This window comes from Leptospira idonii, from assembly GCF_004770995.1.
In the GTDB taxonomy this organism is placed as follows: domain Bacteria; phylum Spirochaetota; class Leptospiria; order Leptospirales; family Leptospiraceae; genus Leptospira_A; species Leptospira_A idonii.
This window is the reverse complement of sequence record NZ_RQHW01000002.1, coordinates 14,301-32,126: the sequence shown is the minus strand read 5'-3', so window position 1 is coordinate 32,126 and position 17,826 is coordinate 14,301. Positions and strand designations below refer to the sequence as shown.

Genomic DNA, 17,826 nt, shown 5'->3' with positions numbered 1-17,826 from the left:
CTCGTGATCTTCATTAAAAACAAATCCGAAATCGAAAAGATGAGAAAGGCAGGCAATTTTGCCGCCAAGCTCCTCAACTACTTGGGCCCCTTTGTAAAATCAGGGGTCAATACTCTCGAATTGAACGATCTTGCCGAAGCGTTTACTAAAAAACATGGGCATAGATCGGCTCCTTTAGGATACCGAGGGTTTCCTAAATCTATCTGCACTTCCATTAACAACGTAGTCTGCCACGGAATCCCTAAAAAGGAAGATGTGCTCAAAGATGGAGATATCATCAATTTAGATGTATCGCCTATTGTAGATGGGTATATTGGGGATACTTCTAGGACGTTTATAGTAGGTACCACAACCAAAGAAATCGAAAAGCTTGTAAGCGACACAGAGAAAGCAATGTGGGTCGGAATCGAGCAAGTAAAACCAGGAAAACGAGTCGATGACATCGGGAATGCCATAGATGATTTTCTTACTCCTCTAGGCTACGGAATCGTCAGAGACTTAATGGGTCATGGAGTTGGTAGAAATTTCCATGAAGAGCCGCAGGTACCACACTTCCGCTCTCCCAAAAAACTCGCAAAGATTGAATCAGGGATGATCTTTACGGTAGAGCCAATGGTCAATCTAGGCACTTGGGAAGTCAATTTTGATAGGCAAGATAAATGGACAGTAAGAACCAAAGATGGAAAGTGGTCTGCCCAATTTGAACATACTGTGCTCGTTACAGACCAAGGATATGAGATTCTGACACAAGAGTCTTAAATCCGATCAAAAAACTGCTCGCAAAAACAAAAGTCCGCCTGTCTAATTAAGAAAGAGGGTATTATGAAAAATCTATTTCTCACATTTATTCTATTAGGATTCAGTTTCACTTCTATCTTTTCTGCAATTTGTCCTGGAAAAGAAAAAAGATCTGAGTATTGCCCAGGGAAAGATAAATTAGTAGAATGCCCTAATGATGGCAAATAGCTAATGGCGGGTTGAGCTCGCCAATTCTATTTTTTTCACCCCTCTCGCATTTTCTCCAATGTTTCTTTAATTTTTTCTTGATTCATTCCTTAATTACGATTCTATATTTGGGGATTCTAAGTCATGTCAAAAGCTATTTTATTTGTGGATGATGAGCAAATCATCCTAATGAGTTTAAAATCTCAGTTAAAAAAACACTTTGGAAACGAATACAGATACGAGACCGCACAAAATACGGAAGAAGCTTGGTCCATTATAGAAGAGTTAGTTGATGAAGGTATCTATATTTTAATCATCATCTCCGATTGGCTGATGCCAAATCAAAGAGGCGACGAATTTCTCAGAGATGTGCACAAACGATATCCAAATATCAAAAAAATCATCATCTCCGGTCATATTGACGAGAATTCCTTAAATAAATTAAAAGGTGAAGTCAATCTGCACAGTTTTTTAAACAAACCCTGGTCAGAATCCGACTTAATCAAAAAAGTAGAAGACGCTATAGCAAAAATTGCCTAAGTTTCCTACCGGAAGCTTAGAATATGCAAAATCATCTTTTATCTATTATCGAAGATCTTTCCCTTGTAAGAAAGAATAGCCCTCTCGTACACAATATCACAAACTATGTAGTGATGAATAATACCGCTAATGCTTTATTAGCGGTTGGAGCTTCTCCGATCATGGCTCATGCAATCGAAGAAGTGGAAGAAATGATTACGATTTCCGGTGCTTTGGTCATCAATATAGGAACCCTTTCTGAACCCTGGATCCTTGCTATGGAGAAAGCAGTTGCCAAAGCGGTAAAATTGTCCAAACCGATCGTTTTAGATCCTGTCGGCGCCGGTGCAAGCCAACTTAGAAACAGCACGATTCGTAGAATCCTAGATGCAGGATCGCCCTCTATCATTCGAGGCAATGCATCTGAAATCCTATCCACCTTATCTTCCTCCGGAAAAACCAAAGGAGTAGATGCAACTGATTCTTCCGAATCCGCAATCGAAACCGCTCAAACACTCAGCCGGGTTACGAAAGGAGTCGTAGTTGTTTCCGGTGCAACGGATTACATCATTCAAAACGAAGCCATTCATAAAACTTCTAATGGTGACCCGATGATGACGAAAGTCACTGGCCTCGGCTGCACGGCTTCCGCTCTCTGCGGGGCTTTTGCCGCTGTACAAAATGATCATTTACGTGCTGCGACTTCCGCTATGGCGGTTATGGGAATCGCAGGAGAGATGGCAAAAACCAAATCAACAGGACCAGGAAGTTTTCAGGTTCATTTTTTAGATGCATTGTATGAGATGAAAGAGGATGACATTCGAAAGTTTTACAAAGAAACGTGAGGTGATTTGTGGTACCTACCTAGTTACAGATCGTTCTTATTGCATACACCACCCTTTGGAAGAAGTGATCGCTCAATCCATCAAAGGTGGCGTAAAAATGGTTCAACTCCGCGAAAAAGATATTTCCACGCGCGACTTTCTTGATTTAGCGATTCGGCTGAAAAATCTTTTAGTAAAAACAAATGTCCCTTTGATCATCAATGATCGATTGGACATTGCACTCGCCGCTGGAGCAGAAGGACTTCATTTAGGACAGACGGATCTGCCCGCAACGTACGCCCGTAAAATCTTAGGCGAAGAGGCGATTATCGGCCTTTCTATCGAATCTATGGATGATTTTTACCAACTCCCAGCTCAGGCTAACCTTGATTATCTTGGAATATCTCCCATCTTCTCTACTCAAACAAAATTAGATACAAAGGAACCCTGGGGATTAGACGGATTAAAAAGAATTCGTTCCATGACTCAACTCCCTTTGGTGGCAATTGGAGGAATTAATGAGAAAAATGCAAAATCCGTTATAGAAGCAGGAGCTGATAGCTTAGCAGTAGTTAGTTATCTTTGCTCAGCAGAATCTCCATTTGATCGAGCAAAATATCTTACAAATTTATATTCCAAGCTGTAAAATTTTAATCTCCAAGGAACCAATATCCTTCAGAGCAACCCACACATAATAGTCATTTCAAAGAGGTATTATGTTGGGAACAAACCGATTGATTTCTAATACAAAAACCAGAATAAAAATAAATTTACCTTCTTCTTATCATGCAAATACATCTTTCTTAATACCAAAACATATCCTGAGTAAGCTAAGTTCCCTCAAAAAGGAACGATTTTCTTTAAGAAAGAAAATTAAATATCTACTGAATCATTCCATATTTTCTCTCTATGGCAACGTCATTGGAAAAAGCAGGACTAAACTAACTAAATCCTATCAAGATAGAGGAGAAAACTTAAAGAAAGTTAGCTGCCGTATCAATAATGAAGATTTAATTGAACTTGATACAATTGCTTATGCTGTCGGGGTCTCGAGAAGTAAGCTGTTAGTATTTATGCTGGAATGGGAAGCCTTAGGTTGGCTAAAAGCGATGAGGAAGTTAGGGTTTGTCAGAGATACTACACTACGCATTAAGCTTGAATCTAGCTATAATTTAGCTCCTAGCGTCGGGTTTAATACACCTTATCATATTGACATTCTTCACTGTTTAGATTCATAAAAGACAAGCTTATTCTTCCTGGATTAAATGATTTAAAACTGAACTCAGATTTCTGTTCCAAGACTTGGACCCAATACGCTTAACAGCAGAATTTCTAAAGATAGAAGCAAAGTCTTCCATAGAGAGCGGACTTTCCATTAAATTTTTATTTTCGGTCCAATATTTGTAGGGAATAAATTCCTTAACCGTGGTTTGGATGCGATTTCTTTTCGCCTTATTTTTGTTCCATGGACATACTTCCTGACAAATATCGCACCCGTAGAGCCAATTAGCAGTAAATTCTGTAGGACTAAAATCATCTTCCCTATTCTCAATTGTATGATGTGAGATACATTTACTTGCATCAATCTTATATGGCTCGAATAGAGCCCCTGTTGGGCAGGCATCTAGACAGGCGTTGCATGTACCACAATGATCAACTTTTGCTACTTCAGGAATTTCCCATTTATAATCAGTCAAGATCATTGAAAGAAAAAAGTAAGATCCGAATGCCTCATTAATGATGTTCGTATTCTTACCCATCCAGCCAATACCAGCTAAACGAGCGAAAACCTTCTCTGGAATTGGTAAACTATCAATCGATTGGCGAAAAGAAGCCTGAGGATATAGCTGTTTAAGCTTCTTTAGAATGTTCTTGCCTTTATTTCTTAAAACCTGATGATAATCATCGCCTAAAGCATACCTAGAAACCTTCACAGCAGACTGCTCTAATATCTCTTCAGCTTCTTCAGAACGATAAACCATGCCTAATGCGATGACTGACTGTGGTACAAACCCCAAATGCCTCATTTCCAGACGAATTTCTTGGCTGATTTGCTTCGTAAACCAATCCATTTTGCCAAAAAACTGCTGGTCTACCCATGATTGAATGTTATCTATATCCTGCTTAGGAATGACTGCCGGAGTAAAACCCACTAAATCAAATCCTTCTGACAAGCAAATATCCTTAATACGGCTCAATTCAACAGACAACAGAGACATTACCTACTACTATGAACGAAAACTCTTTACCTTGGGATTTCAATGAGAAATTTCCGGAACTGGTAGGTACCACATCCGAACCAAAACTCAAACTATCCTACCAAACCATTACAGACCAACTTCAAGAAATCAACCAATTCCCTACTTTACTCAAACATGGAGTGCAAGCGGCCTTAATACAAGCTATCCTCACCCTAATGGAAAGAGGAATCAACCCGATCGAAACGGAAATTTTACCGGAATACAAAGAGCTCCTTAAAGAGATTGAATCAGCATATCACAAACTCAATCCAACAAAAGAGTCGAATTGGATTGAAGAGTGTATGTCATTCGGAGATAAAAACGCTTATCATTGGGAATGGAAGCATTACGGCTCGAAAGATCTCTTTTGATACAAACATTATCGCAAAAATAAGACATAAAAATTAGGATCAGGGCAAAAAGGTGAAAACATATTACATTTTTTTCTAATATTATTTTAATATACTTTTCAAATTTGGTACAAAGATAAATATCGCAGAACATGAATAAGGACAAATATAACATGAGTTACAACGCAGATATTAGTTTTATCCTATTTCAGGACCAAAAAGACGAAAAACAAACAACATTTACCATCTCAAAATGGAGAACCATCGTTCTTCACGCAAAAATCACACGTCATGGCAGTTTTGCGAACTACTTTGACTACCTAATAGAAAGATATTCTCATAGAATTTATCAAATACCTTCAGCAAACCAAGATCCATCGACGTTAAATCGAGAAAAAACTTCAGAATTAGTTAGATTTCAATGTAAAGTTTGTAATTCTTCGCTTATGGAATTGGGAGATTTAGCCGACTATTGCAATGTTACACGGACAAAAATGTTTCGTATTCTTTTCGAAATAGATCTTGGAGGAGACTCTTGGCCTATGCAGGTCAAATTAGCCGCCTAGCCCATTTCTTTTTCTAATATGGCACGAAATGATTCAGGAATCATTACTTTTATCTTTTTATGATAATCAAAATATACTTGCACAGTCTTAGCCTTGACATGAATCATTTCGTTGCCCATATTCACAATTTCATAATCGAAATCCCAAGAAGTAGTTCCAATTCTTGAAACGATCGTTTTTACAGAAATTTTATCCACAGGATAAACGGAATGCAACAAATCCATTTCAACTCGAGCAAGAACAAACGGAATGTCTTCTAATGTATTAATGTTCAGATAACGGTTGCAAAAATCCAACCTAGCCAACTCAAGGTATGCCGAATAACTGGCATTGTTTACTCGCCGCATTGGATCCATATCATTGAAACGAACTTGAATGGGTGTAATGATCACAAAATATTCCGCCTTTTCCTCCAAGTTCTTCTGCTTAGAATTGCTCGCAAGTAGGACTATAAGACTTGATCCCAATTAGATCAGGATTACTGAGTGATTTACAGGGTAGGTACCACAAAAATATTACCTTCCCTCCTTCAACCGAACAACGGGTGTAATCTCCTTCTTGGAACCCAAACTTGGATGCTTCCGTGGCCTACACTTGCCATTTTCAAGGGAAAACTCTATGTTGGCGGCTTATTCGCAGCGTAAATGGCGTAGGTACCACAAAACTGGACAAAACAACCCGCCTTCCCAAATAACAACGATTTTATTTTTTCTTGGAAGAAACCGCTTTTTTGCTCGTTTTTTTAGGAGCTGGAGAAAGTTTACTTTTCACATAACTCTTGTTTGGTGAAGGATGTTTTCCTTTCCCTGCACGAGTGGAATCTTTTTTTCTGGAAGAACGTTTTCCTTTTTCGGATTTACCTTTGGGAAAAAACATCTCGAATAAAAATCGAGCGGCATCTTCTCCTTTTTGAACCCCAAGATCCACAGTCTCCTTTAACTTTTGACCGATCGTAGTCACAAGTCCGACAGGAAGCGAATCATCAGGAGCGATCGTATGAATCTTCACCCCCGCAGGAGGTTCCTTAGCGATCCTTCTGGCATCATTAAAATGATGATGATGAAACTCTCTCATCAGTTTACTCAACTTCCAATTCCTAGGAAAAGCCAAAAGCCCAGTAAGAAAACCAAGAGGCTCGGAAACTCTTTCCATAGGAGAATTCATAACAACAGTTATATCCTTATAACCCGCTTCGATCAAATCCTGCAAAGGAAGAGGATTCAAAATGGCGGCATCGGAATAAGTCACACCTTCCAATTTATGTTTTCCTCTCGTAGCGATAGGAAGAGAGGTGGCGGCTTTCAAAAGATCGAATACGTTCGAAGTGGTCGCTTTCACATATTCAATGCTATGTGATTGAAGATTACTCACAGCGATCCTGAATTCAGGAAGTCCGTTGGTTTCGAAATTCTCCGATTCCAATCTCACTTTTTCTCTGAAGATAAAATCGATCAGATACTCCTGATCCAAAAATGTTTTCCCCCGCAAAGGGTGAAACAGGGAAATCAACTGTCTTCCCGACAGTTCTTTGTACCAAACGGAAAGAGCGTTTTTACTTTTCTCCGGTTCCGGTTTATCCATAGTCACATAATACGCCGCAGAACAAGCGCCTGACGAAACCCCGACCACCAAATCAAAGTTCTTCGCCGTTAAAACGCTGTTTAAGCCATGCAGGACACCGCCCGCAAAAGCACCTTTCATGCCGCCGCCTTCTACCAGAAGCGCTCTTTTATTACCCTTAGCAATTGGAAGTTTCAAATGAGAATACCTATACTACACAGTATGACTCAAAACATCCCGACCGGTTGCAAAAGAAATACCGAAAATCAAACCCTGCCGAGGAAAAACAATCTGCCGTCCCTCCTCTATAACGAACAAGGGGCGTTCCCCATCCATTCGATGATCCAAAAAGAAACCCGGCCGGGGCCGGGCTGCTTCGGGGTCCGCTTACGCTCCCGTCTCCCTTCGGGAGACCAAGCCCTCCCCATCCCTAACGCAAGAGAGAAAAGACGGCGAGGAAGAAACGAAAAATACAAAAAGAATCTAAAACAATTCTTTCAATAGCGCCTGAATTTTGGCTTGGATCGGATCATAATCCTCTATCTTGGATTTTCCATCGGAAGGAACGGAAATCAAAAGGTTTGCAGGATCAATCAAAACGACAACATCACCTAACAAAATACCATACTTAGGTGCAATCATTACTTTTTTGGCAGTAGGAAAAACATAAGACTTAGGGTCTAACAAAAGTTTTTTGAAAAGCTGCACCTGATCTTTGGAAAGAGTTCTTCCTTTAGCAAGAATCGGATATCCTGCAAGAAGGGAACCCGACTGACTTTTGCGGGAAGCAACCGTCATACTTTCTCCGGATTCCGCCTTTTGAATGGCCGCAATCGTAGCGGAACCGAGATACTCTTCTACCGTTTTAGGAAACACCATAGCATCTTCTCCTTGAGAATTCTCCTTATCGGGAGATATCGGCGGCTTATTCGGTTTAGCCGACTGGCAATGAAACAACAACGTCAATAAACAACTAATAATAAATACATTCTTCATTTTGAACTCCTACTTCAAATCGTCCGCAATCGTATCCCAGTCTTCCCGGTCCCAATCATATTGAAAGAAAACTTTAGCAGGAAGATCCAAAGCGTACGTGGTCTCATTTTCTTCGTCCGTAAAGTAAATATAGGTTTTGTCTCTTTCGTATTCCTTCAGATTATAAACGGTACCGTCCAAGGTCAAATTCCATTTTTTAGAGTTTTGTTCTTCCAACTTACCAGAGCTAAATGTAAACTTCATTTTCTTAGAAACAGGAGTGTTCGTTGTTACAACGGAATTATTCGTTTTTCCGCCTTCCGTAAAGGAAAAAAGTTCATATTGAGGATCTTGTCTGGAAGAACCGGAACCGATCGGCTTACCGGAAGTTTTCATAATGTCAGCCCAACGAGGAGGACTTGAAGACTTAACCGCATTTTTAAGAGCATTCAAAACAGCTAAAGTATAGGAACCTCCCTTCGATTCCGCAATGGAGGCTTGTCCCGGTTTGGAAGAAGAGGCAACGATTGCACCTTTACTGTTCACAAAGAGAGTGGTATAATTTTCTGCTTCCTTGTCGTTGAGGCTACGAGGGATCACATTCGGAACGGAACCGTCGTCATCAGTATATGAATTACACACATCCGCAAGTACGATCAGAAGGCGTGGTTTTTTCTTTGCCAGCCTCTTATAAATATCGTTCTCCTCAAGGTATTCTCCTTCAGGGAAATAAATATTTGGCCACTTCGTAGCAGAATCTCTCTCTCTAAAACCATGGGCGGATATATAAACTATAACGGCATCATTCTGATCAGGAGAGATCGAATTGATGGCACGATTTGCATTTTTTAAGCTAAAATCATTTCCTTCGTAAGCGGTTAAATTCAAAGTCATGCCGGTATTGGAGGCAATTTTTTGAGCCAAATCTTTCAGATTCTTAAAATCCTTTTTCACACTCTTCCCGATCGTTTCATCGTGAGTATCCGCCATCACCAAAAAATGAAGCGTTTGGGAAAAAACAGGAACGTTCAGAAACAAAACAAGAATCCAAACGAAAACCAAGCGGTAAGACATAAACTACCTCCTAAAAATTCAAAGAATCAGATCCAGCATCACCGACTTTCGGTTCAACGCAAAACGATTCGAAGAGAACAGATTGGATTGATTAAAAAAGGAAAAGTCAAAATAAAGTAAAGCAACTTTCTTAAGAAATTTTTTGCCCAACGGACGGCACTTACGATAAAACAATTATATTACGGAAAGGTGATCGGCTGTTTTCTGAAATCTTGGGGAGAAACTCCCAGAGTATTTTTAAAGATACGATTGAATGCGGTTTTGGAACCGAATCCACTGGCAAAAGCGATTTCCAAAATATTCTCATCCGAAGTCTCTCGTATCAAACGACATGCTTCCTTAACTCTATACTCATTCACTAAAGTCCGAAAATTAGTATTCAATTCATTATTGATGATCGCTGAAACCTGATCGATCCTCAATCCGCAAAAACGAGCTAAATCCGCCAAATCGAAATCTTCCATAAGGTAGGGCTTTTTTTCCTCGAAGATCCCGATGATGTATTTCGCAATTTCGTGCCTATCGATCCCACTCGTTCTTTTATCATATTGAGTCGAGTCAGCAAAATCGTTCTCAACAACAATCCTATCCAAGGAAACACTTGTTAGAGACTGTAAACTTTGATTTTCCAAAATCAAAGCCCTAAGTCTTTCCTGAAACAGGAGTTTGTCTTTCTCTAACTGTCGATACCGATATAAAGTCGAAACAAGAACGAGAACAAATTCCAAAATAAAAGAAAGATAAAGCCCGTGTTCTAAGATGATTCCGTATTCTATAAAATGCATAAGCATCAAAGTATTCGCCATGGAAAAAAGAAAAATAACCATCCATGCGAAAATAGAAAAGAACACCCAATATCTTCTTTGTAATAAATTCACGATTCCACCGTAGATCATAAACGAATACATAATCATCACATTGAGAGAACGAATGGAAGATTGTATCGAATTGGGAACGGAACTAAACAACAAAGGAATCAAAAGGAAAAAAGAAAATGCCAAAATGTTTGCAAACCAATTATAATAGCTGCCCATCTCATAAAAACGTAAATAATCTTTGATAAATAAAGTAAAACAAAACCCGAAGAAAAACAAAGAAAGAAAAGGAACATATTCCCGGAACAAAATATGATCCGACAAAAACACTCTGTTCCCGTCTCCATAAAGAAAATAGAAATATCCGTAAGCAAAGAAAACGGAAGCGGCAAGAAGCATTTTCAGCTTCAAATTGAGATAACGATTAAACGCCAAATGAAGTATAATATAGAGCACTACTATGGATAAGGAACCCCATTGGTATATTTGATACACATATACAAAAGAGCCGAAATCCTCGGAAGAAATGAGATGAATCGGAAAGCCTATATGAGAATCGGTTTCGATCCGAATATAAATAACAGCCGTTTCATTGTAATCTAAAACAAAATCTGCATAAGGAAAGGAAGCCTTCGCTTTTGAAGAAATAAGACGATGGTCTCCCGTATGTAGTTCGCTGTTTCCCGATTCCTTTGTTACGTAGAAATCTACAAAATTCATTCGGTTATTCTGCAGAGCCAGATACCAATGAGTTGCTTCCGATCCGTTTCGTATTCGAAAACGAATCCAATGAATGCGATCGCTAAAGCCCTGATCGAAAACACTGGAAGTATTTTTGGACCAACCTAAATCTTTCTCCGTAACCGAGGAAAGATCGGAAGGTTTCTCTTCTGACAAAAACTCTACTCTTTTGGAAATGTTGAATAATCCTTCCGACTCCAAACGAATCTCGGATTCTTCCGAAAAAGGGAATGTTCTTTCCGATTGGCAAGCGATCAGAAGAGAGGAAAAAAGAAGCAAAGAGACAGTTAGGACAGCCTTTCTTTGTACCAATTGTACGGCATTGCGGAAGGATAAGGAAGACAAAACAAACAACGGCTGCACTCTCACACTTGACTCTTTAAAATATCACTCCCGATAACAGTGCAATCATAATTGAAAAAAGTTTACCAAATGCAAAGGAGGTGGGTCGTCCCAGTTCATGAACTGGGAATAATTTCGTATTGTTTTTTCGAAAAGCAATTGCTGCTCATAAAAAATCTTACGGAGATATACTCATCTAAAGAGTGAAAAAACAGTCTAAGGATTCCTAGGAGACAAAACCCAAATGAATGTAAGAGATAATGAAATCAAAGACCTACTCACTCGTTATCAGAAAATCTCCGTTTACGGACTCAGTTCGGATGCACAAAAACCAAGTCATTATGTACCAGCTTATATCCGCTCACAAGGTTGGGACATCCAAGGCACCTATCCTAAAGTTCATAACGAAAACGGATTCAAAATTTATAAAACTCTTGCAGAGGTTCCTGCAGAATACAGAAAATTCGTAGATGTATTCCGAAGCTCCGACAAAATACCGGAACTAGTCGATGAGATTTTAGATTTAGGGGGAACGGAAGTTTTATGGCTGCAATTGGGAATCTCTCATCCGGAAGCGGAAGCACGAGCCGAACAAGCAGGACTGAAAGTAGTCTCCAACCGATGTTTAATCATCGAACATAAAAGACATTTTACATAACTGAGGGTTTTATAAGATCGTTTCGTGACAAACGAACGAAACCCAAAACTACTATTTGGGTTTCTCAGCTTGGCCGGATTTATCTTTTACAGGTATTCCTGTTGCTACGATACAAAATGCACTCACCTTAAATGTAACATCACGTAATGCAGTTGCTCCTGGAACCTTTGCGATTGCGCTTTGCACCGCTTTTGCTAAAGACGCTTCATACCAAAAAAGCGCACAATTGTAACCAGAGACAGGTTCATCTAAATCTTCTGTATTTGGAACAGCTTCTAAGGAAATTCTTTCGAAATTCCCCCAATAAGGACTAGATTTACATCCAAATGATAGAGAAATTAAGGAAATCAAAAACATTAGCTTCCAGTTCATTTTTGCTCTCCTAATTTAGTATATTTGTAAAAATAAACGCAATTAAGCTGATCAATTACGGGTATAAACGTTATATTAATATTTTCCCAATTCATTGATTTTGTTTCGGCAGATAACGCAGCGAAAGATTCGTCCAAAACTGAAGTCAAAATTATAAAACCGCACTTTCTCATAACTTCTCCCCGAATTTGGGCAATCTCCGGACCCGGTTTTACATACTTTACATGTCCAACAGTGAAGCAGCCGGAAAAAGAAAAGCAGAATATTACAATTAATAAATTAATAAATTTCAGGTTTTTCATTTAATAATGAACTCCGTTAACTGAGAAATAAAATTCCGCAACAAAACAAATTACATCTTCCGTTGCAGATGTTTGATGTCTACAAATAATATTTCAAAAGCCCCAAAAATGCAACATAAAGATAAAACCAGTAATTATCGCAAAACAATGACTATTCCTATTTTCTCATTGACCATGGCCGCAAACATTTCGAAATGTCTTCGATAAGGATAAGTTTATGAATAAAAAATCAATGCTCGGATTGCTGCTTGCAATCGTTAGTTTAATCTCTTTAAATTGTGCAACAATTTTCAAAGGTTCCGACCAGCTAGTTTCCATCAACTCCAATGTTAGTGGAGCTACCGTGGAATTAGACGGTCTTCAAATCGGCCAAACTCCATATGTTGGTAATATCAAGAAAAATGGTAAATTGTTGGTATTGAAAAAAGAAGGTTACGAAACAAAAACCATCGCTCTTTCCAATGGAATCGATCCTATGTTCTGGGTGAATATTATTTTCCCAGGAATTTGGGGATCCTCTACAGACTATTCAACTGGCGCAATGTATTCTTACGCACCTTCTACTTTCCAAGTAGATTTGGAACAATCTAAGGGAAAGAAATAAGATCTTTTTGTAAGCCATATATAAATTCTTTTTTCATTTTCAATTATTCTGCCATTATAGACGAAATTTACGGAAATGAAAAAAGAACTTTATCTTATGTTTATAAAAGATTTTGTCTTGAATGCAAAAAAGAATTCAATCAATGGATCATTGATTTGAATTCAATTCTAAATCAAACAGGAAGCATTGAGGCATTCGCTTGCGAAGCTAGTTTCTCTCTCGACAATTGACTCAATTTTTCATAGCCATTCTTTTTTTTGGCACGGTTTTCTCCTCCGTATTGAATGCAGAGGATTGGCTGGGCGACGTAGATGAAGAAGAACTTAAAACTAAGAAGAAATTAGCGATTGTTATGGCAGGAGAAAATTTAGATTCACCTGCCTCAATGTTCGGTCACACTTTTTTAGTAGCCTACAACGGGGATTTACCCGAGCCAGATGATATTGTTGTCGAATATCTGGCAGACACAAGCTCAAATGAATATAATCCAGTCAGTGCGTTGATCCTCAAAGTTCCCGGCCGTTTCACCTTTTCTCGATACTTCTATAAATACAAACAAAACGATCTAGAGAATAGGGATCTCGTCTTTTATGAAGTGGATATGAAAAAAGTAGATATGGAGAAAATTATACAAAAAATTAAAGAAAGTAAAACGAAATCAGACTCATATAATTTCATTACACGTAACTGCTCTTATTATGTTTTTCGTTTGTTGATCAATGATGACAGCAACCCTCTGATTACGATTCCGATCAGATCCATCGATCAGCTAAAGCAAAAATCGATCATTAAATATACTCGTTATATTGTTTCAACTCAGAAATTACTGGAATACTCTTTCAAAAATCTTTCCGAAACAGAAAAAGATACCATAGATAATGTATTGAATGGACACTCATGTGGAGAAAGTTGTAATACAAATGCCAATTTGAAAAATATACTAGGCCTAGCCTTAAATTATCAAATTCCGAGAGAATATTCTCTTGAGATCAGAAAACATCTGAATCAAGAAAAGAAAAAATATCCCTATTCCGAAAAAGAACTAAAGACAAATATTCCTGAAAACCAAACCGACCCAAGCGCTAATCTAAAAATAAGTTCCCTTCAATTATTATATAATAATAACAATTCACTCTTATTCACTTTTACACCGGCTTACAAAAGTATCTTTTTCGTCAACAATCAACCCATAGGAACATCGCAGGTAGAAAGCCTAAGAACCCAAATGGCAATCTTCAAAGACAAAGTCAAAATTACAGAATTCAATCTTTTCAGAATGGAAGCAATGATCGCAGGCGGCCATTTCAGTAAAGGCATTGTAAGATATGTGGATTTCAGCTATTACGATTGGTCAGTGTTCCATAAAGGCAAAAATGAAGCAGTAGCCAGAGTTGGATTCGGGTATACAAAAAAAATATTTGAAAGCCTGCAAATTACCGCAATGCCTTATCTAGGAGGAAGAGTGTATGATATGCCGAAGGAGCGAGTCGCTGCTTTTGATTCGGGAATGCGCTTTTATCTACACCAAAGTATATATGATCTCTTTCATATCAAAATCATATACAATTATGATTTTTCTAATGTATTAGGTTTTAATCAAAGACTCAGCCTCGAATCCATGATTATGAACGATAGCCCATTAAATTTGGTATGTAATATGACGATTGTAAATGATAAGGAAAAGTCTAAATCCATTAATTTAGGGCTTTCCTTTTTCTTTTAGTGCTTCGATCTTATATTAATTTCCAAACCGAAAATGAAATAAATTCCCAAGAATCCTTCCTCATTTTTTAGTTTCCACGAGCAGGGGCATCCTTTACAATTGCCGCTCAGAAGAAATTTGCCTGGGAAACTCAAACAACCGAGGGAACGAATGAAACTTAAATCACTTTTTATATTTTTGCTTTTATCTATGTGTGGAGGAAAAACAGAGCCCTTGAACATCGAAGCATTGGAAAAAAATTTCACCCCTTTTTTGGGAAAAAGAGACGGATACATCGCTCAAGGAAGTTATCTGGCTCAACCTGTAGCTCCGGCCGAAAAACAAAAACATTCTGATTTTATGGAGCTCACAATCCACTTGAAAGATCCTGTATTGGAACTTGCTCCCGGTGACGACGGTCTCCCCGATGAAGAAAGAAGAAAACACGCACATGCCTGCAAAGAACGAGTTCTGGCGGCCATGGAAAAGCAAGGTTCTGTTCTTTACGTAGGTCACTACTTTTGGCATCACCAATTCCTAATATATACATATCTACAAGAACACCAGATCACTGCAATCGCGGTGGAACTGAGCAAAATCATGGAAGAGGTTCCTGTTCGCTGTCATTTGTCTACTGCGCTTCGTGAAGATGCGAACTGGGAAGCGATGAATTTCTTTACTGAGAAATAAATTACTTCCTGAGGGATCCGACCATTCATCTTCAATGGAAATACGATATGTTTCGCATATTCAGACCCATTACCTACCTATCGCTTCTTTTTTGTTTGCTTCCTCTAGAGGCACAGACTGCGAACAAATCCCTTTCTTGCGATTCCAAATGGAAATCAAGCGGGGGAGGAAGCGCTATCGTAGCTTCCTTCTCCAACCTAACAAGAGAAAATCTAAAACTCTATTGGATTGATACGCAAGGAAAGTCCGTTTTTTACAGCGAGTTGGTTCCGAATCAAACGCTAGAGATGAACACTTATGCGAAACATATATGGAAACTGGACAATCAAAACGGAAAATGTATCGGAGTATACCAACTAACAAAAAGTGACGAAATGATCACAATTCAAGGGAATGCAAAAGTTCCCGCAAAAACGAATCGGGTAAGCGCAGTCTCACCCGAATTGGCGGATTACTACAACCTAAGTCCCTTCTATAAAAAATACATCAATGAAACAGGTATACCGATCTTAGCCTCTGAGAAAGTATCCGATAAAGCTTTGATCAGAGCCAATGAGATCCTGAAATTTATGTTGAAACAACTCCCGCAGGTTCCCGGCAGACTGCAAATGTATCGAATCCGCCTGGCGATCATCGGAGCCAAAGAACAAACATTAGACATTCCCGAACATTCCGACATGCAAACCGCATTCCCGGAAGAAAACTGGAACGAAAGAGCGAGAGGTTTTGGAGCAACGATCTCCAGACCTGCGACCAGCTTCGGAGAAGAAAATCTACTTTGCTTTCCAAATGACCGCTATAGGGGAGAGAATATTATGGTGCATGAATTTGCCCATACCATAATGTTCAGTTTGTCCTATACGAATCCTCCTCTTTATAAGGAAATCCTCGCCGCTTATAAAGCCGCGAAAAAGAAAGGTTTGTGGAAGAACACTTACGCAGAATCCAACGAAGACGAATATTGGGCGGAAGGAGTTCAATCCTGGTTCGATACGAATTTAGAAAGCATTCCGACTAACGGCATTCATGGTGAAATCGATACCCGCAAAGAATTGGAAACTTACGATCCCCAACTTTACCAAGTCATTCGAAAGGTGTTCGGAGACGACACATTCGACTTCAAATGCAATTACTAGCCCCTAACTCGGTCCAGATCCATCCTCTCAGACGGGAGAAAAACCAAATTCGAACAAAAGAAATTTTTTATTGATTTTCATAAACAGATAATTATCATATCGAAAATTCAATTTTTAAGGATGATTCAATGGATAACGAACTATTAATGAATTTCAGTATTGCTGCTATGGGTGTGGACGGAGATATCACTGAGGACGAAATTAACAAACTTGTTTCTGTTTTGGCAAAATTCGACATCAGCGAGGATGAAATTTCCGATGCGATCGACAATATCGATGATTTCGATGTAGATGAAGGACTCAACGATTTCGCTGAATTAGATGAGGACGACCAAGACCAAATCATCAGCACTTTGAAGAAAATTCTCTCAGCTGACGGATTGAGCCAAAAAGAAGCAAAACTTCTTAGCGACTTACAAAAAATCGCTGACGATAGCAACAGCTAATCTTCATCCGAAATTCACAAAACAGAGTAAATGTTTTGCCCTCCAAAAAGCATTTACTCTGTTTTTTAAGCAGATCCACCCTCAATCACATCTTCTATTCCGTTTTTACCTTTAAATTTCGAAACAAAAATAGAAAACCATAGTCCAATTCTAAAATGTCTAAAACAATCGCCAGTTATGAAGTAATGTTTGTCTCGGGACATATCCTCCTTGAAATACCGCGACAGAAGGAAAAGGTTTGTTATGCGCTCATCGATACAGGGTCCTCAAAAACCTTGTCTTCTAAGAAGATACTTCATTTATGCGGACACGAGTTCGAAACGAATCCTAGCGAATTATTTGAAAATAGTTCTCACAACTTAGAAACATTGATCGGAAAAAAAATCGATTATCTCATAGGAAACGACATATTATCCCGTTTTCATTTTGAAATCAGAAAAGATAAAATGTCATTCTATGATGTTCATGTAACTAGACCCCAAATAGATCCTTCCGACAAACTAATAAAATGCGAATCCATCAGTTATCCTTTGGAGCGATTGCACACTCTGCCGATCATGGAAGTGAAAACTCCTTTCAAAACGACAAAGATGTTTTTTGATACCGGAGCACAGCTTTCCTACGGTTCCAAAAACTGGTTCTCTCCCTTGCCGAAAGACGGAAGTACATCCAACGGAATCCGATTTTTAGGAGAAATGAACGACTTCCACCCTTCTATAGGAGAATTCAAAACGGATTTTTATTCCATGCCTGTTGTAATTACAGGAGATTCTATAGCAGGGGAACAAGAGTTTCAAGGAAACGCTCAATTGAATATGAAATTCGGAGTTTTGCCAAATTCATTGGAATACATGATCACATCCTTCAAAGGAGTCGAAGGAATTTTCGGATCGGAAGTATTGGAATATTGCAATGCAGTCTTCTTAACAAACGAGAGAATGTATATATACTAACCGTTTTCTATC

21 protein-coding genes and 1 pseudogene are annotated in these 17,826 nt (G+C 38.7%); 14 read left to right on the top strand and 8 right to left on the bottom strand.

The annotated features are described in order from the left end of the window. The first annotated feature begins 3 nt into the window (after window positions 1-3). The 5 genes from map (at window position 4) to EHS15_RS00175 (ending at window position 3,526) form a co-directional block, all read left to right on the top strand. Window positions 4-759: a type I methionyl aminopeptidase gene (gene map / locus EHS15_RS00195; RefSeq protein ID WP_135758514.1), complete on the top strand. Its 756-nt coding sequence runs from the start codon at window positions 4-6 to the stop codon at window positions 757-759. Between the two features lie 330 nt (window positions 760-1,089). Next, window positions 1,090-1,485 (top strand): response regulator, encoded by a 396-nt coding sequence (locus EHS15_RS00190; RefSeq protein ID WP_135758513.1) that lies wholly within the window; start codon window positions 1,090-1,092, stop codon window positions 1,483-1,485. Window positions 1,486-1,508: 23 nt separating this feature from the next. Beyond that, on the top strand, window positions 1,509-2,309 hold the full coding sequence (gene thiM / locus EHS15_RS00185) for a hydroxyethylthiazole kinase (RefSeq protein ID WP_135758512.1): 801 nt from the start codon (window positions 1,509-1,511) through the stop codon (window positions 2,307-2,309). Then, window positions 2,278-2,934, top strand: a complete 657-nt coding sequence (gene thiE, locus EHS15_RS00180) for a thiamine phosphate synthase (RefSeq protein WP_135758511.1) — start codon at window positions 2,278-2,280, stop codon at window positions 2,932-2,934. Before thiM ends, thiE begins: the two co-directional genes overlap by 32 nt. A gap of 88 nt (window positions 2,935-3,022) precedes the next feature. Beyond that, complete coding sequence (locus tag EHS15_RS00175) at window positions 3,023-3,526, top strand: DUF1564 family protein (protein WP_167884106.1); 504 nt, start codon at window positions 3,023-3,025, stop codon at window positions 3,524-3,526. 9 nt (window positions 3,527-3,535) lie between these two features. On the opposite strand, the gene queG is transcribed toward EHS15_RS00175, so the two are convergent. Continuing rightward, window positions 3,536-4,498 (bottom strand): tRNA epoxyqueuosine(34) reductase QueG, encoded by a 963-nt coding sequence (gene queG / locus EHS15_RS00170; RefSeq protein WP_425460610.1) that lies wholly within the window; start codon window positions 4,496-4,498, stop codon window positions 3,536-3,538. Window positions 4,499-4,518: 20 nt separating this feature from the next. Between queG and EHS15_RS00165 the strand changes: the two genes are divergently transcribed. Next, complete coding sequence (locus EHS15_RS00165) at window positions 4,519-4,899, top strand: LIC_11502 family protein (RefSeq protein ID WP_135758508.1); 381 nt, start codon at window positions 4,519-4,521, stop codon at window positions 4,897-4,899. Between the two features lie 152 nt (window positions 4,900-5,051). Next, entirely contained in the window at window positions 5,052-5,444 is a 393-nt protein-coding gene (locus EHS15_RS00160) for a hypothetical protein (RefSeq protein WP_135758507.1), read from the top strand. On the opposite strand, the gene EHS15_RS00155 is transcribed toward EHS15_RS00160, so the two are convergent. The 5 genes and pseudogenes from EHS15_RS00155 to EHS15_RS00135 form a co-directional block, all read right to left on the bottom strand. Further along, window positions 5,441-5,836 (bottom strand): acyl-CoA thioesterase, encoded by a 396-nt coding sequence (locus EHS15_RS00155; protein ID WP_135758506.1) that lies wholly within the window; start codon window positions 5,834-5,836, stop codon window positions 5,441-5,443. The two genes, EHS15_RS00160 and EHS15_RS00155, sit on opposite strands and share 4 nt — an antisense overlap. Window positions 5,837-6,340: 504 nt before the next feature. Continuing rightward, window positions 6,341-7,202 (bottom strand): annotated as a pseudogene (locus EHS15_RS00150) (patatin-like phospholipase family protein); the annotation flags it as partial. Window positions 7,203-7,487: 285 nt separating this feature from the next. Continuing rightward, window positions 7,488-8,000: a hypothetical protein gene (locus tag EHS15_RS00145; RefSeq protein WP_135758504.1), complete on the bottom strand. Its 513-nt coding sequence runs from the start codon at window positions 7,998-8,000 to the stop codon at window positions 7,488-7,490. A gap of 9 nt (window positions 8,001-8,009) precedes the next feature. Further along, on the bottom strand, window positions 8,010-9,053 hold the full coding sequence (locus EHS15_RS00140; protein WP_135758503.1) for a caspase family protein: 1,044 nt from the start codon (window positions 9,051-9,053) through the stop codon (window positions 8,010-8,012). Between the two features lie 179 nt (window positions 9,054-9,232). Continuing rightward, window positions 9,233-10,978, bottom strand: coding sequence for a helix-turn-helix domain-containing protein (locus tag EHS15_RS00135; RefSeq protein WP_135758502.1), 1,746 nt, complete (start codon window positions 10,976-10,978; stop codon window positions 9,233-9,235). A 217-nt stretch (window positions 10,979-11,195) separates the two neighbouring features. Between EHS15_RS00135 and EHS15_RS00130 the strand changes: the two genes are divergently transcribed. Then, window positions 11,196-11,609, top strand: coding sequence for a CoA-binding protein (locus EHS15_RS00130; RefSeq protein WP_135758501.1), 414 nt, complete (start codon window positions 11,196-11,198; stop codon window positions 11,607-11,609). 51 nt (window positions 11,610-11,660) lie between these two features. Here the strand turns inward: EHS15_RS00130 and EHS15_RS00125 are convergent, their stop codons facing one another. Then, on the bottom strand, window positions 11,661-11,981 hold the full coding sequence (locus tag EHS15_RS00125) for a hypothetical protein (RefSeq protein WP_135758500.1): 321 nt from the start codon (window positions 11,979-11,981) through the stop codon (window positions 11,661-11,663). Next, on the bottom strand, window positions 11,978-12,283 hold the full coding sequence (locus EHS15_RS00120; protein WP_135758499.1) for a hypothetical protein: 306 nt from the start codon (window positions 12,281-12,283) through the stop codon (window positions 11,978-11,980). The genes EHS15_RS00125 and EHS15_RS00120 overlap by 4 nt, the downstream gene beginning before the upstream one ends. Before the next feature lie 217 nt (window positions 12,284-12,500). Here EHS15_RS00120 and EHS15_RS00115 point away from each other — a divergent pair, with 217 nt between their 5' ends. The 6 genes from EHS15_RS00115 to EHS15_RS00090 all read left to right on the top strand — a co-directional run bounded on the left by EHS15_RS00115 (window position 12,501) and on the right by EHS15_RS00090 (window position 17,814). Further along, window positions 12,501-12,887, top strand: coding sequence for a PEGA domain-containing protein (locus EHS15_RS00115; RefSeq protein WP_135758498.1), 387 nt, complete (start codon window positions 12,501-12,503; stop codon window positions 12,885-12,887). A gap of 226 nt (window positions 12,888-13,113) precedes the next feature. Beyond that, window positions 13,114-14,610 carry a lipoprotein N-acyltransferase Lnb domain-containing protein gene (locus EHS15_RS00110; protein WP_167884105.1) on the top strand — a complete coding sequence of 499 codons (1,497 nt, stop codon included), beginning with the start codon at window positions 13,114-13,116 and terminating at the stop codon, window positions 14,608-14,610. Window positions 14,611-14,823: 213 nt separating this feature from the next. Next, window positions 14,824-15,279, top strand: coding sequence for a hypothetical protein (locus EHS15_RS00105; protein ID WP_135758496.1), 456 nt, complete (start codon window positions 14,824-14,826; stop codon window positions 15,277-15,279). A gap of 47 nt (window positions 15,280-15,326) precedes the next feature. Then, entirely contained in the window at window positions 15,327-16,415 is a 1,089-nt protein-coding gene (locus EHS15_RS00100) for a VHL beta domain-containing protein (protein ID WP_135758495.1), read from the top strand. Between the two features lie 128 nt (window positions 16,416-16,543). Beyond that, window positions 16,544-16,861 (top strand): hypothetical protein, encoded by a 318-nt coding sequence (locus EHS15_RS00095; RefSeq protein ID WP_135758494.1) that lies wholly within the window; start codon window positions 16,544-16,546, stop codon window positions 16,859-16,861. Window positions 16,862-17,016: 155 nt separating this feature from the next. Next, window positions 17,017-17,814: a hypothetical protein gene (locus EHS15_RS00090; RefSeq protein WP_135758493.1), complete on the top strand. Its 798-nt coding sequence runs from the start codon at window positions 17,017-17,019 to the stop codon at window positions 17,812-17,814. Window positions 17,815-17,826 lie beyond the last annotated feature (12 nt).